We start from the raw sequence: 21,418 nt of genomic DNA, 5'->3' as shown, positions 1-21,418 counted from the left end.
CTATGATGCGCAGTAGGGCGGCCCACAGTTGTTGTAGGCCGAGTCTTTTTAAATCACTCGTGAAAAGCGGGTATTTTTGATTTGTTGCTGCAAATAGGCGTCAAAGCACATGCAAATGATCCGAATAAATAATGTGCCTTTGGCTGTGACCGTGATGGCGTTTTGATCGTTGAACACTAAGCCATCAGCTTCCAAAGGTGCGAGCGCTTGCAGTGCCTGCGCAAAGTAGTCATCAAAATCGATATTAAACTGGGCATTGATAGCTGTTTTATCTAAGTCGAAATGGCAAATAAGCTGTTTTATCACGGCGGCACGTATGAGGTCATCTTGGTGTAGAGATATGCCTTTACTGATGGCATTTTTTTGCTCAGATACCGCATGGTAGTAAGGCTTGAGATCTTTCTCATTCTGTAATATCGCATTGCCTATCTGAGAAATGGATGACACGCCTAACCCTAATAAATCGCAGTTACCATGGGTGGTATAGCCTTGAAAGTTTCTGTGTAGCTGACCTTCGCGCTGTGCAACTGCTAGTTCATCATCCTGTTTTGCAAAGTGATCCATACCTATATATTGGTATCCAGCCTGTGTCATGCGCTCAAGCGTCGCTTTGAAGATGGCCAACTTTTGTTCTGGCGTAGGCATATCATGCTCTTTGAGTTTGCGCTGAGCCGCAAACCTGTCTGGCAAATGGGCGTAATTGAAGAGCGAAATACGATCTGGCGCTAACTCGATAAGTTGCTCTATAGTAGCTTGGTAGGTCTCGGGAGTTTGGTGTGGCAAGCCGTATATCATGTCCATATTGATAGACTTGAACCCGAGGGCTCTTGCTTTGTGCAAGACCGTGAGTACTTCATCTAGTTGCTGTGGACGATTCACCGCAGCCTGTACTTGGTCATTAAAGTCTTGCACGCCAAAAGATACGCGATTGAAGCCAAGTGCTTTGAGTGACTCCAGCATGCCATCGGCTAAAGAACGTGGGTCTATTTCAATGCCGCGCTGTGCAGTGTGCGTAAAGTCAAAATGTTGCTCGAGGGCGTCGATGAGCCGCGTCATTTGCTCAGCAGTCAAAAATGTCGGAGTGCCGCCACCTAAATGCAATTGCTCAATTTGATAGTCCTTAAATAGCGGCGCTTGAGCGGCAATTTCTTGAAGCAGATGGTCAAGGTAAACATCGGCTTTAGACTGATGGCGCGTAATGATTTTATTACAACCACAGTAATAGCATAGCTGATGGCAAAAGGGGATATGAATATACAGCGACAGTGCACGATTGGCAGAGCTGGCAATGGCGTTGGTTAAATCACTTTGTGTATACCCAGAGGTCAATGACAAAGCGGTGGGATAAGAAGTATATCTTGGACCTGAAATATTGTATTTCTGGATCAGGGAGTCTTCCCAATGAGGTAGTTTAATCACGATCGCACTCAAATAAAATTACACAGCCTAATTATAAGAGTTAGCACAGCTGCAGAGTTTGATCTGACGCAACCGGGTGTTTATTAGGCAATACAGGGGGGCTGTATTGCCTAATGAGTAGTTAAAGTTGGTAACGCTTGGCAGTAGCAGCAAGTTCATCTGCTAATGTTGCCAACAATGTCGCATCATTTGAGGCTTTTTCTGCCCCTTGTGCGGTTTCTTTTGCTGTGCCGGTGACGTCACGTACGCCTTGTGAGACCTGCTGTGTCACAGCATTTTGCTGCTCAGTGGCACTGGCAATTTGAATGCTCATATCGCGGATCGCAATCACGGAGTCGGAAACCTGCTGAAGAGTTTCTCCCGCTTGGTGAATTTGCTCGGCCGTGGTTTCTGCATTCTCTACATTACTGCCCATGAGCTCAACTGAGCGCTGTGCCTCCTGCTGTAGACGAGAAATCATGGCCTGGATCTCTTCGGTACTTTGCTGAGTTCGGCTGGCAAGACTGCGCACCTCATCAGCAACAACGGCAAAGCCTCGACCTTGCTCACCAGCTCTCGCAGCTTCAATTGCAGCATTGAGTGCGAGCAAGTTGGTTTGATCGGCAATGCCTCTGATCACATCTAGGATGGAACCGACAGACTGGGTTTCTTCGGCAAGTTTTGAAATTGTTTGGCTAACATTATCAATGTCGGCTTTGAGCGTTGTGATTGACGTGGTGGTTTGTGCCACTGCATTTAGTCCATGCTGAGAGGATTCTTCTGCGGTAGTGGCGGTATCTGCTGCAGACTGCGTGCTTTGCGTAATATCTGCGACGGTTTGTGCCATTTCATCCATCGCTCTATCTGTATTTTCTAACTGCGACATTTGTTGCTCTGCACCTTGCATAGCCTGTGTGGTGATGGCGCTCATATTGTGTGCCGTCGCGGTCAATGTATCGGTAGATTGATGGATCTGCTCAATAAAAGCCCTCAGGTTGGTTACCATTTCGGACATCGCTTGGTAAATGCCACTGTTATTTTGACTGTGATCGAAATGCACAGTGAGATCGCCTGAGGCTATTTTTCTAGCCATGGCTTCGATTTCTCGTGGTTCACCACCAATGGGTTGTTTGATGATTTTACTGATAAACCAGCTGAAGAAGAGCCCACAAATAATGATAAGTATGGCAAGGGTGATCACAGTAAATTTGGCATTGGCACTGGCTACTTGCACAATAGGCCCAAGTTCATCTTGGGAGGCTTTGATATCGAGCTTGATATTTTCAACTTGCGCCGCAACGTCAGGGCCTATTTTATCAAGTACTTGGGTGATTTCAGTATTACGCTTTATGATGACTTGATACACCTCTTCCAAACCTGCTTGATAGGCTTCAAGGGGGGTGATGAACCCTTGAGATTGACCTGCTTGGGATAGCTGAAAAAATTGTTTGGCTTGGCGGTTTAGCGTGCCCAAGGTATCTTTTGCTAATCGGTAGTCTCGCTCAGCATTGGCCACTAAGAATTGGTTTGTTGATAGCCTACCTTGTTGTAATAGACTTCTCAGCGCACTGATTTTATTCACCTCTTCGATAGATTGGGCATTATCCATCATGGTCCGCAGTTTGCCATCTAGTTCGGGTCCATATTTGTTCAATGTGTTATGAACAATTTGATGGCGTCGTTCATACAAGCTAATAACCTGCCTGAAACTGCCCTCATATTTTTCCATTTGCTTTTGACTGTCTGTGATGATGTTCAATTGAGAGGAGTTAGTATACTGTGCTTGCGCGGTGTCGAGGAGGGATTCAAGTAGCTCTAGTCGCTGGTCAAACTGGGCTATATTGGCATCGCTTTGGTGTTTTAAATATTTTATGGCCTGTAATCTTACCTCTAATAAATTTGCTTGAATTCGTCCTGCTAAATTACTGTCCCTTGCTTTGGTACGATATTCGACAAAATTGTTGTACCCGCTGTTTAATCCCCAGAAGGCGGTAATGGATAATACGATTATCATCAATATCATTACGCCAAAGGCGCCGTTTAATTGTTGGCTGAGCCGCCAGTTTTTTATCATATAACACCCTAGAAGCTACGTTGAGCTATGAGTTGATCTGCACAGAAATATACAGTGCCACATATTAATATACTTGTTTTCTACGATTTTATTATTAATTTGACGAAAAAAAATACCCAAGTAAAGCGTTTCAGGTGAAATTGTTTGATTATGATCAACAGTTGTCTTTAATTTATTAATGATTGATATTTAGTGAATTTCGTTGCAGGTGAGGGGATAATCACCCAATTTTGTATGTAATTTAATCACTCCACTCAAGCGTTAACTTGAAAAAATTTTAAGGTGGGCAAGTACGGCGCATTTTATGCACCGTACTTAAAACGGTTAAAGCTTAAACTGATTGACCGTCGCGTTGAGGGCTTTGGCCAAATCATTTAAGTCTCTAGCTTCATCAGCCAGTAGGTGAGCATGATTTGCCGTGCTATTAACTAAGTCATTAATCGCGTTCAGGCTATTATTAATGTCTTCTGCCACCACAGTTTGCTCTTCTGTAGAAGTCGCGATTTGGTGACTCTGATCTTGTACCGTGTTAACCGACTCGGTGATATTACGCAATGCATCTAAGACTTCTTGAGTTTGCTCTACTGAGCTTTGCGCACGCTCCTGGCCTTGCTGCATCATGGTTGACGCTTGCTGTGCAATTTGCTGCAATCGCGAAATCATATTACGAATATCATCTGTTGACTCTTGAGTACGACTTGCAAGGCTTCTTACCTCGTCCGCAACAACCGCAAATCCACGCCCTTGCTCGCCAGCACGAGCCGCTTCAATTGCTGCATTTAAAGCCAGCAAGTTTGTCTGCTCGGCAATGCCATTGATAACGTCAATGACCGCGCCGATATTGCTAGTCTCTTGCTCTAAGCCTGCAACCACCTTAGCTGCTTCACCAATGTGGCTGGCAAGCTCCGTCATCACTTCTTGAGCCTGACTGGAGCGCTGAGCACCATCGTTGGTCATACTCTGCACTAAATCAGATGCGCGATTTGTTTCATGGGCATTGCGAGATATCTCGGTTACCGTTGCAGCCATTTCCGTGACGGCTGCGGATACGCTGTCTACTTGCTCTTTTTCTTGCTGGATTTCATCATTGGTGTTATTTGAGACATCACGTAGCTGAGCTGAGGCACCGCTAAGTTGTTCTGCTTGCGCGGCTGTATCGATCATCATGGCACGTAACTTATCGATGAAGGTGTTCATGTGCATAGCTAGCTGCCCCACTTCATCTTGACTCTCAATATTGATGCGACGAGTTAAGTCACCTTCACCTGAAGCAATATCACGCATAGTGTCTGTTAAAGTAATGATAGGACGTGTGATCATCTGTGCAGCAAGTAAAATCATGGCGACAATAATTGATAAAATGACGATCACAGCTGTCACAGTGCTCATTACCGCTTCATTTACAGGTTCTTCAATTAGACTCACTGGAATAAGAATACCTACATGCCAATCAAGTACTGGCGTATCCAGTTTTACGCTGTTGAACACAACATAATATTCTTGACCTTGTAATGTCACGGTGGCGTTACCAGCGTCTTGGCGATCAATTAAACGGGTGAGTTCGGTAAAGCCACTGGTATCTTGAAATTGCTGTTCAAGACCTGCTAAGCCTTCTTTACCGCGAGGTCCTGCATCCGTTGTCGACAGGTTGTGCCCAGTGCGCTTTGATAAATGAACTACTTTGAGTTCATTATCGAGTAAGAAGCCGTAGCCCTCACCATCAAATTGGATCTCTTCAACCATGGCATTGATTTTGTTTATTTGCAGATCGACACCACCGACAGCGACCAGCTCGCCTTGTTTATTATAAACTGGCTGCTGAACAACGGCAGACACATCACCTGTATTGATATCTACAGATAGAGCACCAACGTATAGCTTGCCGTGATTCAGCGCGTCTTGCCACCATGGACGTTTGTATGCGTAATAAGGTCGTCCATCAGAGAAGTTTGAAGTACGTTCGTTTTCTTTAAAATACTCACCAGTGCGTGCTGACGCCATAAATGCAGACAAAATGTTTTCATCGCTTTTACTGATACGCTGAAAGTCCTCGTTGACTTCATCATAGCCTTTGTCACCAGCTAGGCTTTGCTCTCTAACTGAGTAGCTATCAAACCAATTGATGTTATGGGGGTTGGTGACAAAGGTTTCGACCACTTTGCCGTATTGAGCGAAAAATGACTCCATAGATAGTTTTTCAGAGTAGATATAACTCTGTGCTTCACGTTCAATACCTTGACGTGAGATTGTTGCGATATGATTAACAAAATAAGTGGAAGCCAGCATCAATAACACCGAAATTGTGCCACCGATCAGTATGAGAATTTTTTTACGAAGAGATAAGTTTTCAAACATGACGTATTCTTTTTATTGGGACAGCGCTAACGTAATAAACCATATCTCATTTGATATATCTAGCAAATTTGGGCGAGGTACGTGCAAGATGAGATAAGTGGTTTCATCATATCGTTCCTAAAAAAATAAAAAAATAGTAAAGAATCATCATATTGCAGTAGCTAATTTATAACCAAAAGCTGAGGAAATGTTGATGGTATTTTTTATTATGCTGTACTAACATTATGACCTGATTTAGGTAAAATTAAGAAAATATGATGAATAATAAGTTAGTCGTTTTAGGTGCGGGTTGGCTCGGTAGCGCGTTAGTTCGAGATGCAAAAGCGAGCGGTTGGCAGGTTCAAGCGACACGCCGAGAAGCGCATGTAGACGAAGACATCAAAGCATTTTGCGTGACTGACTCAGTACTTCATCATTCTATTACACTTGATGAGGCGTATTGGGTGTGTGCTATACCACCACGCATGCGTCAAAGTGAAACCTTGTACCTAGAAACATTGCGTTTGGCGCTGGAAACCGCAGCCTCGTTAAAGTGTCGAGGCTTTTTACTATGCTCTTCAACCGCGGTGTATGGTACTGACTCGGGTCATTTTGATGAGCAATCGCCACTGGCGCCAAAAGACACCACACGTCAGCAGATATTGCAAACTGCAGAGCACATGGTTCTTGAACAACATGGTAAAGTCGTGCGTTTAGCTGGTTTGGTCGGTCCAAGCAGAGAGCCGGGCAGGTTTATTGCAGGTAAACACTTATCAAGTTCCTCACACGCGCTGGTTAATATGGTAGATCAGCAAGATGTGGTCAATGGACTGCTGCGCATCATATCCAGTTGGCACTCAGCAAAGCCTGTCTACAATATATGTCACCCTGCTCATCCGACTAAACAGGATTATTATCAACAGCACTGCATGCAGTATGGTAGTGAGCCTCCCAGCTTTGCCAGTGACGAGACTGTGGCAAGGGTAATTGATGGTACGCTAATCACGGAATTGGGCTTTGAGTATCGTCACGATATTTAAGCTGCAGCGTTTTATTTTTTGAATGTGAGGTGACCTCCGAGGCGGTACTTACTGCCCGGAGAGATCAGTCGAGCAAAACTGACGATACCTTGAGACGACCAAGTTCGTCGAATGACTTGCAAGCAAGGTTCTTCATTAAACATATTCAGCCATTGGCACACTTCCTCGTTGGGCATTACTGCTTCAACAGTATGTCTAGCTTCGGTCAGTGGCGCAACTTGCGTTAGGTATTCGTGCGGCGTCAATGCGGTAAAGTCTTGCTGTAAGTACTCAGGTGCCAATGCCGGATTAACAAAGCGCTCTTCTACTTGCAGTGGTTCGTCATTTTCGTGATGGACTATCACACTACGATATACCTGACTGTCAATTTCAACCCCAAGTGCTATGGCTATTGGCGCAATTGCAAAGATGGATTCTAGCGATAATACCACACAGGTGTAGTCACCACCGCGCTGTGCAACTTCATCAGCGATATTGCGTATTTCCAACAGTGATGACTGAGATTTAAAACTGGCGACAAACGTGCCCAATCCTTGACTGCGAGTAAGTATGCCCACCTCTGTGAGTTCACTCAGTGCGCGTCGCGCCGTCATGCGGCTTACCTTAAATTGATCGGATAGCTCATTTTCAGAGGGAACTCGTTGGTGCTCTAGCCACACCCCAGCGCGGATCTGCTCAATAATATACTGTTTGATCTGTGCAAATTTAGGTTGTTCAGTCACTGTCTGCTACCGTGTAATAAAAGGTTAGTCATAAAGGTGGCATAGTCATCTTGTATATACAAGTATTCTTGCTAAACTTGTATTAATTTTCTCCAACTGAGTGTAGACAGTGATTGAAGTAGATTTAGTAATAACTGATGCAAATATTGCCACAATGGATGAGCAGATCGCAGGCGCATATGGCGTAATTGAAAATGCGGCGATCATGTTAAAAGGCGATACGATAATTTGGCTTGGTAAAACATCTGAAATGCCAGAGTTTGACGCATTAGCGACCCCAGTGACATCTGCAAAAGGGGCGTGGCTGACGCCGGGTCTGATTGATTGCCACACTCATATATTATTTGCAGGCTCTCGAGCACAAGAATTTGAGCAGCGTTTGAATGGTGTATCTTATCAGCAAATCGCAGAGCAGGGCGGTGGTATTGCAACAACTGTGAAAGCAACGCGTCAGGCCTCAAAAGAAGATTTATTCGTAGTTGCTAAGTCGCGCTTAAATGCCTTGTTAAAGGAGGGGGTAACTACGGTTGAAAGCAAATCGGGTTATGGTCTTGATACTGAAAGTGAGCTGAAATTACTCGAAGTAAACCAAATCTTGGATGAACATCACCCTATCCAAATTCAAAGTACGTTTTTGGGGGCGCACGCCTTACCTCCTGAGTTTAAAGGCAATAGCGATGGCTATATTGACCTAGTCTGTGACGAAATGTTGCCTTTAGTGGCACAGCGTGGCCTCGCGGATGCGGTTGATGTATTTTGCGAAAACGTGGGCTTTAGTCATGCGCAAACAAAGCGTGTGTTTGAACGTGCAACTGAATTAGGTTTGAAAGTGAAATGCCATGCAGAGCAGCTATCTAATCAGCATGGCAGTGAGCTGGTCGCTGAGTTTGGTGGGTTATCGGCAGATCATATCGAGTACTTAGATGAGCACGGTGTGATGGCTATGGCCAAATCGGGCACGGTTGCGGTGATTTTACCGGGCGCGTTTTACTTCCTAAGAGAAACTCAGCATCCGCCAATTGATTTATTGCGTGAGCATAAAGTACCGATTGCCATTGCCAGTGATTTTAATCCAGGTACCGCACCGTTATGCTCGCTTCGTTTAATGCTGAATATGGCATGCACATTATTTAAAATGACACCAGAAGAGTCGTTATTAGGTGTGACGAGACATGCGGCGAAAGCATTGGGTTTATCTGATAAAGGTGTGCTTAAAGTGGGTGCAAAAGCGGATATTGCGATGTGGCAAATTCAGCATCCATCAGAATTAAGTTATCAGTTTGGCGTAAACGATCTGTTAAATCTGTGGATATCGGGTAGACTTATTCAATATTAATGGTCTGTAGTGGTCGTGTGATGGCTAGATTTTTGTTGTTAAATTCGCTTATTTTTATATCGAACATATGCTGGGTATTCCCCGTATTGAGTGCAACAACGCTAGCCGACTTTTCCACAAGTCACCTTTTAAACTCACCTCTGTCAGTGGCATTTTTCGCCGGTATTGTGGTGAGTTTGAGCTTGGTGGCGATTGCTCGCTCTTATTTCGCTATCAATCGAATACTGCTCGCCTTGCTTGGATCGGGCGGATTAGGTGTGCTGGCTGCGGTGGGGGATGGCACGCTTTATTTCCTTGTGTTTGTATTGTTAGTAAACATATGGCAAAGCGACCGAATCGGGCAGGGAAGACATATTGTGATCTGTGCCTTATGCGCGATTGCAGCAACTTTGTTAACAGTAAGCCATTTTTGGTGGCACTCCTCTAGTATCTATGTTGTGTTTGCTCTTTTCCCCATTTTCATCAGTGAACTCTTTATTGATGCGCGTCAAAGCCATGATAGTGCACCTATTGAGCCCAATAATGTGGCCAATACAGATATCTTAGGATTGCCCGATCGCGCTGGCATTCGAGAGGCATTCAATGAATATCGTGCCAGAGAGGCAGGTACAGCCATGTTGGTGATGGTGAGACTGGAAGGTTTCCAGCAGGTTAATTTTCATCTTGGTCGAGAGTTTGGGGATTTGTTACTTGCGCAATCAGCAAATCGCATGAAGCAGCATCTGCAAAGTCACGACGTTATGCCTATTACCATGGGCAATGACGTAGAGCGTTTAGCGCATTTAGGCGGCTTGCATTTTGTATTTGTATGCAGCTTGGCACATCAGCAGCATCTCCATGAGCATTTATGTGCGGAAATTATTGAAAGCACGCTCAAGCCATTTAATGTTGGTAACTGCATAATAGAAGTCAGTGCCAGAGCGAGTTATGTCAATTGCGACGAAGAGCTTGGTCAATTTGATGATTTATTGACCTGTGTGTTTTTGGCATTGGATAGTAGTCCAGACAACACCATCGCCCCGTACCAGCAAAAAATGCAAATAGACCGCCTTGAGCAGCAAGCAAGGCTAGCAGAGTTGGCCCATATTGATTTCAAAAATGAGTTGGAATTATATTTTCAACCTGTAGTGCGAAACGGTGATGGTGATATTGAGTATGTAGAACTACTCTTGCGGTGGCAGCACCCTAAGCAGGGGATATTAGCGGCGAGTAAGTTTATTGAGGATATTCGTATTGCGGGGCTTGCGCTTCCCTTAGCACAGTATGTGATTGAGCGTGCTGCTGAAATTGCGCTGGCACTGCGAGTTGAAGGGATCCAGATGCCACTAGGCATCAATTTATTTGGCCCTGAAATGCTACATGAAGAGTTTATCGAGTTTGTCGATAGGATCTTAGTGGAACACCAATTAATGCCAAGCGATATTATCATTGAGTGTCCATCGCAAATGTTTACCACACTAGATCAACAAGGCGTTGCCATGGTGGCGAGGCTACGCACGATGGGCGTGAGGTTGTGTGTGGACGGCTTCGGCGAATCGCCTTTACTGTTGGCAAAATTACCCAAATTAGAAGTGGATTACGTGAAACTTGGACGCTCATTAACGACGCCAAATCAAAACCAAGGGAATTTTAAAGCTGTTGTGCGAGGCATTGTCGAAATGCAAAATGTCCAAGAGTGTAAGGTGATCTGCGAAGGCGTTGAGTCACAGGAGCAACTGCAGTTCGTGCAAAACTTAAATGCGTTCGCAGCGCAAGGTTATTTATTCACTCGTCCTTTGAGTAGTATAGGGATGATCAGTTGGCTGAAGCAATGGCGCTGGGAGCACCCTGTAGAGGACAAACCCAGCACCTTCGATACCAATTAGCTTTGTCGTGCTTTGAGATAGCTGCAGACCAGTCCTGATAGCACTTGCCCCGCTTCAATAATGCCTTGTTGCTCACCTTGAGGGTGATTTTTTGGGGCGGCTTCACATAGGTGTAAATATCGTGTGTTTGCTTGCTTGGCGCTTTGATAAACAAAGTGTTCTGCATCATTCACGCTGAATCCACAGTTGGTGTAAGCACTGACCGGCATACCTGAAATCGCGTCGACGTCTACTTCAATCCCTAAAGGTAAGCTTTGTTTGAAGCGACTTGTTGCGACCTTTATTGCATCCGTTAATGAGGTTTCCCGAGTCACTAGAATGTCTTGGTATGTGGTGTAAGTAAATCCAGCTTTTTGCAGTGATGCGATGATGGTGTCATTGTTTTTTTGCTCATGCATGCCTACGACATGGTAGTCTGCAAGGTATCCTGCTTGGTATGCATAGCTAAATCCGTTACCTGAGTGCCTACCTTCAATGGCTCTAAAATCGGCATGCGGGTCGAAGTTAATTGCTTGGCATGAGCCTTGTGAGCTGGTGAATAACGCTTTGAGTAAGCCGTAGCTGTTGTTGTGGCCGCCGCCAATTAAAATAGGCTCTAGGCCTGCATCAAAAATGGCTCGAAGGACTGCGCTCACTCGTTCATCTAGCGTTTCGCAAAGCGCTCTTAATTGAGCTAGGCCATCAGGTGTGGCGTTATCTGCTGATCCGCTTTGGGTTTGCAAGTCATGGGTTATGATTTCGCCGAGTAATAAGACATTGTTAGGCGTAAGGAATTGATTACATGGTAAATTTAGGAAGCGTTTTAAAAATGCCTGCCAGCCATCCGTTGCACCGCCATTACCACAATTGCCGCGAGGACCGATATCTTCGTTGACGGCGACCAGTACATATTTAATGCCAAACTCTGAGGCATCTTTTAAGGCTTCTGGTAGAGGAGATTGTGACTTTAAAAAAGACAGTGATTGCCAAAATCGCGTTTCATTCTCCCTAGTTGCGGTGTAGTGGTTGATATTTGATTCGTTGTAAATCTTAATCCAATTGTGTGCAGTCATGGTATTTCGAGTGTTAAAGCAGGTTAAGTTAAAGCGCCAAAAGGGTGCACTAAATAGGCCCCCTTTTGATGATGGACAAAGTTGAAGTTAAGCGTCGTCTTCGTCTACTTCGAGTAAGAGCTCTTCGGCAGAGATAACAATGCCTGTTGAGTCAGCATAAAGAAAGTCGTCATCAAAGAAAGATACGCCAGCAAAGTTAACAGGGATACCTTGTACTCCAGCACCTTCGCTATCTGCCCCAACAGGAATGGATGCAATGGCTTGTATACCGATTTCACACTCTTCTAGCTCTTCTACATGACGGACTGCACCATATACAACAATGCCTTGCCAGTTGTTCTCTAAGGCCAATTCAGCAAGATCAATATCGATTAATGCGCGGCGTGTTGACCCCCCCCCATCAATCAATAATACTTGCCCAGTTCCATCTTGTTGCAGTACCTCAGCTATCATTTCATTGTTTTCGAAACACTTAACCGTTTTAATTCGACCACAAAAAGCGTGCTGGCCACCAAAGTTAATAAACATTGGCTCAAGTACGTCAACGGCGTCGGCGAAGTGATCACATAGATCAGACGTGCTGTAATCCATCATAGTATCCTCAGAGAATGGCTAAACTGTTGTCAGTATACTCCCATTAAGAAGCTGCGCAATGCTTTGAATCAACTTACATAATTGTGTCACAAAAATGTCGCGTTATTGTTATTAAGCTCTTCTAAGCTGAAATTGTGAACAAATGTAAGCAACTAAGATGAAAGCACAAATAATTAAACTAGATACAGCCTTATATTTTGCGCTGTATAAGCCAAAACGGCGCAAGTGGTTTAACTGGTTGATGTTAATGCTATCTAAAAGTGGCAATGGCGGGCTGTATGTCATTTTAGCGTTATTAAATGCCTATTTTATGGGCAAGGTTGGCAATACTTTTGTGCAGACAGTATTGCTCGCATTTACCATAGAGCGGCCTTTGTATTTTTTATTGAAAAAATACTTTGCCAGAGTGAGGCCTTGTGATTGCTTGGCAGTCAAAGCCATGCTTACACCGAGTGATAAATTTAGTATGCCGTCAGGACACAGTGCCGGTGCTTGGCTATACGCAACGTGTTTGATGGAAGTCTACCCTGTGCTCACTATTCCATTGTGTGTCTGGGCAGCGGGTGTCTCTCTGTCTCGGGTTTTGGTCGGGGTGCACTATCCAATAGATGTCATACTTGGGGCGTTGATGGGCACTGGATGCGCCATGTTGGCCATTGGTATGTTAGGAGATTTATGAGAATACTATATGGGATCCAGGGGACTGGTAATGGTCATATTACACGCGCCCGTGTGATGGCTGAGTGTTTTACTAAACTCGGTATTGATGTTGACTATTTATTTTCTGGGCGAGATGAAAGTAATTACTTTGACATGGACGTATTTGGCCAATTTCAGGTGCGTCGAGGCTTAAGTTTTGTCACAAAAAACGGCAAATTAAATTATCGTGAAACGGCAAAACAGCTCAGACCCATGACATTCGTTCGTGATGTAAGGCAACTGGATATTAAACAGTACGATTTGGTTTTTAATGATTTTGAGCCCGTGTCTGCGTGGGCAGCCAAATTAGCCAAAGTGCCTGTGGTGGCGATGAGTCATCAGGCTGCTTTTTTGTCTCCTGAGGTGCCCTTATTTGGCGCAGGGTATATGGAGCGAGCGTTGATCCGCTGGTTTGCGCCTGCTAACGTACATTTAGGTGTGCACTGGCAGCCTTTTGCGAAGAATATTCTGCCACCTTTTATTTCATACCATGGCTGTCATAGGGCATCTATCGCTAATAAAGTATTGGTATATTTACCGTTTGAAGACTTAAATAGCATCGTTGAATTACTTTGTGACTTTCCCGATAGAGAGTTTTACTGTTATCACCCTGATGCAACAGACAAATCATTAAATCATATCCATTTACGCGCCCCTTCACGTACAAGGTTTTTAGATGATTTAGCCAGTGCATCGGGTGTGGTTGCCAATGCAGGTTTTGAGTTATCTAGTGAAGCGCTCAAGTTCGGTAAAAAATTGCTATTAAAACCATTGCAGGGACAATTTGAGCAGTTGAGTAATGCGATGACGTTGCAATCTCTTGGATTAGCGGAAGTGATGAATTATCTAAATTCGGAAGCCTTAGGCGAGTGGCTTGAACATCCAGAAGGCCAAATAATTGATTTTCCGTCTGATGCCACTCCCTTAGCTAAGTGGTTAGCTAAGGGTCAATGGCAAGATTACGGGAGTTTACACGATAGTTTATGGCAGCCGATCCTATATAACAGGAACAAAGTTGCATAATATGTAAATTCTTTGAAATATTTTTGCTTAAACATGTAGATTCGATTTCGGCGCATGATGAGTTTGGCTATACTGTATTGCAGGTTCTGTAATAATTAGGTAACTGTATGGCTCTACTTGAAAATCTAACCATTAAAAGGCGTTTGCAACTCAATGCTGTTGTTGTTGGTGTGGCATTACTGGTGATGTTAGCGGTGATCATCACTGAAGCTAATACAATGCGCCAATTGAATGAGACTATTCAATATGCAGAAGAACTGGATGTTCATGAGTTATCCATGCGCAAGCATGAAAAAAACTTTTTGTTTTACAAAGATGTAGCAGCATTGGATAAATACGAAAAAGAATATCGTTTACTTAAAGAGAAAAAAGCCAAGCTTGAATCTGTGTTCATCGACTTTAATATTGATTTAGGGCAGCTTGATCAGTTTGAGGGATTGGTGACGCAATATCATAAAGAATTTAATCGCGTTGTTGAGTTACAAAAGACCATTGGCCTGCATCCAAAAGATGCCCTGTACGGCGAGCTGAGAAAAGCAGTACATGGAGTCGAGACATTATTAAAGCAAAAAGAAGACTATAAGCTTTTGACGACCATGTTACAGCTAAGGCGCGCTGAAAAAGATTTTATGCTGCGATTAGATACTAAGTATCTAGGAAAATTCAATAAACATATAGACACTTTCGAATCTCAAATCAGAGAATCTAGTCACGATAGGGCCTATCAGCAGGAGCTAATTAGATTACTGGGTGTATATCAAACGAAGTTTAAAGGGCTGATTGACGCACAAGTTGAGCTTGGGGTGGATTTGAACAGTGGTGCACTGGGTGATATGCGCAAAGTGGTCAAAGAAAGTGATGCAGTTGTTGTTGCCATTGTTGAGCAAACTAAACAAGAAATCGCTGATAATGCTGAGTTTGCTACAACGGCTGCTATCCTTATTTTCGTTGTCGCTGCTGCAATCGTCATGATTTTAGTGTGGTCGACGAGCCGTTCTATTATTCGTCCGGTGGAGCGTGTATATCAAACTATTGAGCGTATTCGACGTGAGAATAATCTAGGTATATTGATAGACCAAAGTGGCAATGATGAAATTACCATTATGACGCGTGACTTCAATAGCTTAATCGAAGACTTTAAAAACCTAATTTCTGATGTAAACCGTGCTTTAGTGACTATCAATGATGCGACAGAGCATTTATCTGCAACAACGGCGCAAACCAGTGCAGGTATGAATGAGCAGCTTCACGAAGCGGATATGGTAGCAACTGCTGCGACGCAAATGCAGGCCACCATTCAAGATATCTCACATAACACGGAAGCTGCGGCGCAAAAAGCAGAGTCGACCAATAATAATGCCCAGCAAGGGCGCAGTGAAGTAACCTCAACCATTGACCATATAATGGCGTTATCTCATTCGCTTAGTGGAGCATCGGAAGTGGTTGGTCAGCTAGAGAGAGATGGTGAAACCATTGGCTCCGTATTGGATGTTATTCGCGGTATTGCAGAGCAAACAAATTTATTGGCACTCAATGCGGCAATTGAAGCGGCACGTGCTGGAGAACAAGGTCGAGGCTTTGCCGTGGTGGCAGATGAAGTAAGATCACTTGCGCAGCGTACCCAAGACTCAACGCAAGAAATTGAAAGCATTATTTCAACACTACAACAGCGTACTCAAGATGTCGTAAGCATTATGGAAGAGTGTCGTGGGCAGAGTAATGAAAGTGTTGAGCAAGCCGAGCGTGCCGGTGAGTTGTTAGGGCTTATTACTGAAGATGTACAAAACATCATGGATATGAGCACGCATATTGCGACGGCAATTGATGAGCAAAATCTGGTCGCATCAGAAGTGAATAAGAACGTGGTGAAGATAAGAGACATCGCACAGGGTGCTTCTGAGCATGCTGCTTCGAATGCCCAAAGCAGTGAAGAGCTATCTGAACAGGCGCGCGCACTGCATGACGCCATCGACAAATATAAAGTATAACCTCGCGAGCGCCTAAAGTGGATTTAGGCGCATCACCTATCTCTGACAGTCTTTAAAGTTTTAAAGCGATATTGCTGTTTATGCTGTTACCCTAAGGTACAAACTTGATGGGTACACTGTCTTTACTTTGTAGGTGTGCTGCTACTTTATCTTGATATTGCTGCCAGAGTTGCTCGTGGTTATTACATAATTTACGTAAATACTGCCAGCTAAACAACCCTGAGTTATGTCCATCATCAAAGCACAGTCTCACTGCGTAGTGACCTACTGGTTCAATGGTCACGATTGTGACGTTTTGTTTATTTAACACCAATTGCGCTTGCTCTGGACTATGACCTTGTACTTCGGCTGAGGGGGAGTGGGTACGCAAAAATTCAGCACTCACAGAGGCGTGATGATCATCGTCGAAAGTAATGTCGAGCAGTTTGCTCAGACGGTGGTAGTGGAGTTTAGTGACTTGATACATAAAAATGAGGCCAGCTTGGCTGGCCTTGTCTCCAATTTATAGGATGAAGCGGCTTAAGTCTTCATCTTGGACGAGTATGTCTAGGTGTTGCTCAACATATTTAGCATCAATGGTCAGTGCTTGACCTGATTGCTCTGACGCGTCAAAAGAGATTTCTTCCATCAGTTTTTCCATCACGGTATGAAGACGTCGTGCACCGATGTTTTCTGTTTTCTCATTGACTTGCCATGCAGCTTCAGCAATGCGTTCAATCGCATCATCAGTAAAGTCGACAGACACTTGCTCTGTTTTTAACAGCGCTTGTTGTTGCTCAGTCAGTGAAGCATGAGGCTCAGTTAGAATGCGTTTAAAGTCTTTAGCTGTCAGCGCTTCAAGTTCAACACGTATAGGTAAACGGCCTTGTAGTTCTGGGATAAGATCTGAAGGTTTCGCCATTTGGAAAGCACCTGAAGCAATAAACAAGATATGGTCAGTTTTTACCATACCGTGCTTGGTACTAACTGTTGAGCCTTCAATTAACGGCAGTAAATCACGCTGTACACCTTCACGGCTGACATCAGGTCCAGATGCTTCACCACGCTTACAGATTTTGTCGATTTCATCAACAAATACGATGCCGTTTTGCTCAACAGCAAAGATTGCTTGTTCTTTTAGCTCTTCAGGGTTCACCAGCTTGGCAGCTTCTTCTTCAATAAGCAGTTTGAAGGCTTCTTTGATTTTCAGCTTGCGGTTCTTTTTCTTATCGCCTGATAAGTTTTGGAACATGCCTTGTAGCTGGTTGGTCATTTCTTCCATACCAGGAGGTGCCATGATCTCAACTTGCGGCGATGTTTCAGCAATATCGATGTCGATTTCTTTATCGTCTAACTGGCCTTCGCGTAGTTTCTTGCGGAAAACCTGACGTGTTGAGCTATTTTCAGCTGGCTGTGCTTCGCCCCATGCGTCTTTTGCTGGTGGCAATAGCGCATCAAGAATACGTTCTTCTGCCGCTTCTTCTGCACGGTGCTTGTGTTTTTTAGTTTGCTGCTCGCGGGTCATCTTGAATGACACTTCGACCAAGTCGCGGATAATGGTTTCAACTTCTTTACCCACGTAACCCACTTCGGTGAACTTAGTCGCTTCAACCTTGATAAAAGGTGCGTTGGCAAGCTTGGCTAGGCGACGTGCGATCTCGGTTTTACCAACACCAGTTGGACCAATCATCAGAATGTTTTTTGGGGTGACTTCAGCGCGAAGATCGTCATTAAGTTGCATGCGACGCCAGCGGTTACGAAGTGCGATAGCAACCGCTTTTTTAGCCTTGTCTTGACCAATGATGTGCTGGTCTAGCTCATGAACGATTTCTCTAGGTGTCATTGCTGTCATGGATTTTCCTATTACAATTCTTCGATGGTCTGGAAGTTGTTAGTGAATACACAAATGTCACCGGCAATCTTCAAGCTTTTCTCAACGATTTCGCGTGCACTTAAATCGGTATTTTCAATTAGAGCAGTGGCTGCTGCTTGGGCAAAGTTACCCCCGCTGCCGATAGCGATCAGGTCATGCTCTGGCTGCACCACATCACCATTACCTGTGATGATCAATGACGCGGTTTCATCCGCAACAGCAAGGAGCGCTTCTAGTTTTCTCAGTGCGCGATCTGTACGCCAATCTTTGGCCATTTCCACAGCCGCACGTGTTAGGTGTCCTTGGTGCATTTCTAATTTAGTTTCGAAACGCTCAAACAATGTAAACGCATCGGCTGTACCGCCTGCAAAACCAGCCAGTACTTTACCGTTATAAAGGCGACGCACTTTCTTTGCATTGCCTTTCATCACCGTATTGCCAAGAGAAACTTGGCCGTCACCGCCGATAACAACTTTGTCATCGCGACGAACGCTTACGATAGTAGTCATAGTATTCCTTAAAGAGGCCTTTGCCTCGGATAATTATATCAATAAATGCATAGATGAGGGCTGTTGGGCTAAATTCAAGTCCAGCCCCAAATTCCGCAGTCAACGATTTTAATACGTTGCAGTCTATTCTTGTCGCTTTCAGCATCACGCTTTTTATCATAAGGGCCTAAGCGAACACGGTACCAAACGCCATTGCTGCCTTCGGTGCGGCGTATTTCAGATAATAATCCAGCAAAGGCGATACGGGCCTTACGTTTTTCTGCTTGCTCGTAGGTTCGAAATGAACCACATTGCATTTGAAAAGGACCCCTTGATTTGATGACTTTCACCTCAGCTTCAACTTCGGCCGTTTTCATGTCATCGATAAAAGAGGGGGGGCGTGGTAGCTCTTTTTTCTCTTCGATTACAGCGACAGGTGCAGCCGGTTTTTGTGCCTGTTGTACTTTGGCAGGATCTGCATGCTCTTTGATAAACCACAGACCATAACCAAAGCCACCTATCAGTAGCAATGCAAAAGCGGCAAGGACTTTAGGGAATGGTTTTTGTGCTTTTGGTTGTGGTTTTTTTGGGCCCTTTTTTTTGGGCGTTTTATTTATGTAATCGTGTTGTGCCATAACAGTTAATAGGTATCCATAGGATCAACATCAATATTCCAACGCACGCGTGTTGCAAGCTTGTGGCTGCTGATATATTCCTTCAATTGCATGAGATATTGATGCAAAACATTACGTTGTGTTGCTTGTATATGTAATTGATAGCGATACTTTCCTGCGAGACGTTCCATAGGCGCAGGGATCGGCCCCAGCAATTGTATACCAGAGAATGGCTGAGCAGGAACCAGATCCGATAAAAATGTCATGACTAAGTGTGCTGATGTTGCTTCTGCTCTGATTAACGCCAAATGTGTATAAGGAGGCAACATGGCTTCTTGGCGCTCTGTTAACGCATAACGCGCAAAGTCCTGATAGCCATTGTTGACTAAATCTTGTAGCAGTGGGTGCTCAGGAAAATGTGTTTGCAATATCACAGTGCCAGGTTCGCCACTTCTTCCTGCGCGGCCTGACACTTGTGTGATCAATTGTGCCATGTGTTCTGTGGCTCTAAAATCACTTGAGTACAAGCCACTGTCTACATCTAAAATAATGACCAAGGCGACATCGGGGAAATGATGACCTTTGGCCAACATTTGTGTGCCAATCAAAATTTGTGCGCCTCCTTGATGTATTTTTTCAAGTGCGCTTTCTAAGCTGCCTTTACGTCGAGTTGAATCTCTATCGATACGGCTGACGGGCACGTCGGGAAACTGTGCAGTCACAAACTCTTCAAGCTGCTCAGTACCAAGACCGGTAGGCATGATCTGTGTGCTACCGCAATCAGGACATTGATGAGGGACATACTGTTGTTCACCACAGTGATGACAGACCAAGCGTTGCATGGTCTTATGGTACGTTGCACTGGTGCTGCAATGATGGCAATCGCTTAACCAGCCACACTCATGGCAGATAAGCGTAGGGGCAAAACCTCGGCGGTTAAGAAACACCATGGCTTGTTTGCCCATTGATAAGGTGCGTTCAATGGCTTTCAAGCTGGTATTGGCAAACCCGCCTTGGGTTTGCTGTGCTTTCATATCCACTAATAAAAACTGATTATCCTGGCTTGTTTGTGCGCGCTTACTGAGAGTGAGTAGTTGAAACTTGTTATCTAACGCTTTTTTTAATGTCTCAAGTGCAGGGGTTGCGGTGCCTAAGAGCAATGGACATTGCGCTTGGTGTGCTCGATATGCTGCCAAGTCACGGGCATGATATCGCAAACTATCCTGTTGTTTAAATGAATGATCGTGTTCTTCATCGACGACTATCATAGCAAGCGATTTAAAGGGTAAAAAGATACTTGAACGGGTACCAATGACGAGAGCTGCTGTCGCTTGCTGTGCGCGACGCCAAGTATGTAAGCGTTCATTATCGGTTAGGTTGGAGTGCCACAAATCAATAGGCAGTCCTGGGAAGCGGCGTTTAAATCGGTTGACTGTTTGCGGAGTTAAACCAATTTCAGGCACTAGTACCAAGGCTTGCTTACCAGCACTGAGGACCTTTTCCAAACACTGCAAATAGACTTCAGTCTTACCGCTGCCGGTGACCCCTTCGATTAAGAAAGTACGAAAACCATCTGTATGATTGATGGCACTGCAAGCAGTTGCTTGCTCTTCATTGAGTATGGGTTTGTTACCAACTGACAGTGCTGTGTTTTGCCATGATGTATCTGTGCGCAACTCTTCGCGGATCAGCTGCTTTTCTAGCAAGCCTTTGATTTGTGCTTGTGTAAAGCCCAGCGTTTTGAGTTCCGAGTGTGTCGCATCTCCAGCTGTACGCAGCTGTTCAAGCAGTGCTTGTTGCTTTTTGGCTCTCAGGTTTACTACTTCGCGTCCCTCATTTGTCAATGTCAGCATGGGCACTTGCGTTTTATCGACATCTTGACCGTCACGCAGTGCACCCGGCAAAGCGGTAAATAAGGTTTCTCCGAAAGGGTAGCAGTAATAGTGACTAATAAATTCTAAAAAGTTTAAATGTGCGCCATCTAAAATAGGTGCGCTATCTATAACAGATTCAATCGGTTTTATTTTATCTTCAGGGACATCACTGTGCGTTTTGAGCTCGGTCACGACCGCTACGCAGCGTCGATTTGCAAACTTGACCCATACGCGACCACCAACACAAGGGGTCATCGTGCTTTGATAGGTGTAATCAAATGTTTTGTGTAAAGGGACTTTTATTGCGACTGCTGCAAATGGCATGTGCTCTCCAAGTGATCCGCCGATTGCGTAAAGTATGAAAGTGAATTGGGCTGATTATACCTTATCGCCCTATGCTTGTGAGGCTAAATTATGGATAGCGAACAGGAATAATAAAAATCCCCATAATAACTAATTTATTGC

General features: G+C 44.5%; 17 protein-coding genes. 6 read left to right on the top strand and 11 right to left on the bottom strand.

The genetic code is table 11. The annotated features are described in order from the left end of the window. Positions 1-48: 48 nt before the first annotated feature. From hemN to L1077_RS03935, 3 genes are all read right to left on the bottom strand, one after another. Positions 49-1,419, bottom strand: coding sequence for an oxygen-independent coproporphyrinogen III oxidase (hemN, locus tag L1077_RS03945; protein WP_237135673.1), 1,371 nt, complete (start codon positions 1,417-1,419; stop codon positions 49-51). Between the two features lie 121 nt (positions 1,420-1,540). Beyond that, the gene (locus L1077_RS03940; protein ID WP_237135672.1) at positions 1,541-3,472 is read right to left on the bottom strand and encodes a HAMP domain-containing methyl-accepting chemotaxis protein; all 1,932 of its coding nucleotides are present in this window, start codon (positions 3,470-3,472) and stop codon (positions 1,541-1,543) included. Positions 3,473-3,796: 324 nt separating this feature from the next. Continuing rightward, positions 3,797-5,827, bottom strand: coding sequence for a methyl-accepting chemotaxis protein (locus L1077_RS03935; protein ID WP_237135671.1), 2,031 nt, complete (start codon positions 5,825-5,827; stop codon positions 3,797-3,799). A 254-nt stretch (positions 5,828-6,081) separates the two neighbouring features. On the opposite strand from L1077_RS03935, the gene L1077_RS03930 reads away from it, so the two are divergent. Next, positions 6,082-6,846, top strand: a complete 765-nt coding sequence (locus tag L1077_RS03930; RefSeq protein ID WP_237135670.1) for an NAD-dependent epimerase/dehydratase family protein — start codon at positions 6,082-6,084, stop codon at positions 6,844-6,846. Positions 6,847-6,857: 11 nt separating this feature from the next. Here the strand turns inward: L1077_RS03930 and hutC are convergent, their stop codons facing one another. After that, complete coding sequence (hutC, locus tag L1077_RS03925) at positions 6,858-7,568, bottom strand: histidine utilization repressor (protein WP_237135669.1); 711 nt, start codon at positions 7,566-7,568, stop codon at positions 6,858-6,860. Between the two features lie 154 nt (positions 7,569-7,722). On the opposite strand from hutC, the gene hutI reads away from it, so the two are divergent. Together hutI and L1077_RS03915 are read left to right on the top strand one after the other, a co-directional pair. Beyond that, positions 7,723-8,904 (top strand): imidazolonepropionase, encoded by a 1,182-nt coding sequence (hutI, locus tag L1077_RS03920; RefSeq protein WP_237135713.1) that lies wholly within the window; start codon positions 7,723-7,725, stop codon positions 8,902-8,904. Positions 8,905-8,990: 86 nt separating this feature from the next. Next, positions 8,991-10,769, top strand: coding sequence for a GGDEF domain-containing phosphodiesterase (locus tag L1077_RS03915; RefSeq protein WP_237135668.1), 1,779 nt, complete (start codon positions 8,991-8,993; stop codon positions 10,767-10,769). Here L1077_RS03915 and L1077_RS03910 read toward each other — a convergent pair. Together L1077_RS03910 and rraA are read right to left on the bottom strand one after the other, a co-directional pair. Continuing rightward, a complete protein-coding gene (locus L1077_RS03910) occupies positions 10,766-11,821 on the bottom strand; it encodes a formimidoylglutamase (RefSeq protein ID WP_237135667.1) in 1,056 nt (351 codons plus the stop codon). The two genes, L1077_RS03915 and L1077_RS03910, sit on opposite strands and share 4 nt — an antisense overlap. A gap of 87 nt (positions 11,822-11,908) precedes the next feature. Further along, a complete protein-coding gene (rraA, locus tag L1077_RS03905) occupies positions 11,909-12,412 on the bottom strand; it encodes a ribonuclease E activity regulator RraA (RefSeq protein WP_063362804.1) in 504 nt (167 codons plus the stop codon). Positions 12,413-12,572: 160 nt separating this feature from the next. On the opposite strand from rraA, the gene L1077_RS03900 reads away from it, so the two are divergent. The 3 genes from L1077_RS03900 to L1077_RS03890 all read left to right on the top strand — a co-directional run bounded on the left by L1077_RS03900 (position 12,573) and on the right by L1077_RS03890 (position 16,125). Further along, on the top strand, positions 12,573-13,094 hold the full coding sequence (locus tag L1077_RS03900; protein ID WP_237135666.1) for a phosphatase PAP2 family protein: 522 nt from the start codon (positions 12,573-12,575) through the stop codon (positions 13,092-13,094). Beyond that, positions 13,091-14,137, top strand: coding sequence for an MJ1255/VC2487 family glycosyltransferase (locus L1077_RS03895; protein WP_237135665.1), 1,047 nt, complete (start codon positions 13,091-13,093; stop codon positions 14,135-14,137). The genes L1077_RS03900 and L1077_RS03895 overlap by 4 nt, the downstream gene beginning before the upstream one ends. 107 nt (positions 14,138-14,244) lie before the next feature. Further along, positions 14,245-16,125, top strand: a complete 1,881-nt coding sequence (locus tag L1077_RS03890) for a methyl-accepting chemotaxis protein (RefSeq protein ID WP_237135664.1) — start codon at positions 14,245-14,247, stop codon at positions 16,123-16,125. Between the two features lie 91 nt (positions 16,126-16,216). Here the strand turns inward: L1077_RS03890 and L1077_RS03885 are convergent, their stop codons facing one another. From L1077_RS03885 to priA, 5 genes are all read right to left on the bottom strand, one after another. Then, positions 16,217-16,591: a gamma-butyrobetaine hydroxylase-like domain-containing protein gene (locus tag L1077_RS03885; protein ID WP_237135663.1), complete on the bottom strand. Its 375-nt coding sequence runs from the start codon at positions 16,589-16,591 to the stop codon at positions 16,217-16,219. A gap of 36 nt (positions 16,592-16,627) precedes the next feature. After that, positions 16,628-17,956, bottom strand: coding sequence for an HslU--HslV peptidase ATPase subunit (gene hslU, locus L1077_RS03880; protein ID WP_237135662.1), 1,329 nt, complete (start codon positions 17,954-17,956; stop codon positions 16,628-16,630). 11 nt (positions 17,957-17,967) lie between these two features. Then, complete coding sequence (gene hslV, locus L1077_RS03875; protein WP_023398436.1) at positions 17,968-18,486, bottom strand: ATP-dependent protease subunit HslV; 519 nt, start codon at positions 18,484-18,486, stop codon at positions 17,968-17,970. A 74-nt stretch (positions 18,487-18,560) separates the two neighbouring features. After that, complete coding sequence (locus tag L1077_RS03870) at positions 18,561-19,100, bottom strand: SPOR domain-containing protein (RefSeq protein ID WP_237135661.1); 540 nt, start codon at positions 19,098-19,100, stop codon at positions 18,561-18,563. Positions 19,101-19,105: 5 nt separating this feature from the next. Further along, positions 19,106-21,277, bottom strand: a complete 2,172-nt coding sequence (gene priA, locus L1077_RS03865; RefSeq protein ID WP_237135660.1) for a primosomal protein N' — start codon at positions 21,275-21,277, stop codon at positions 19,106-19,108. Positions 21,278-21,418: the final 141 nt, after the last annotated feature.

Source organism: Pseudoalteromonas luteoviolacea (assembly GCF_021654285.1).
Taxonomy (GTDB): Bacteria; Pseudomonadota; Gammaproteobacteria; order Enterobacterales; family Alteromonadaceae; genus Pseudoalteromonas; species Pseudoalteromonas luteoviolacea_J.
Note: the sequence above shows the minus strand (reverse complement) of the source record. Positions and strands in the feature narration are given on the sequence as shown.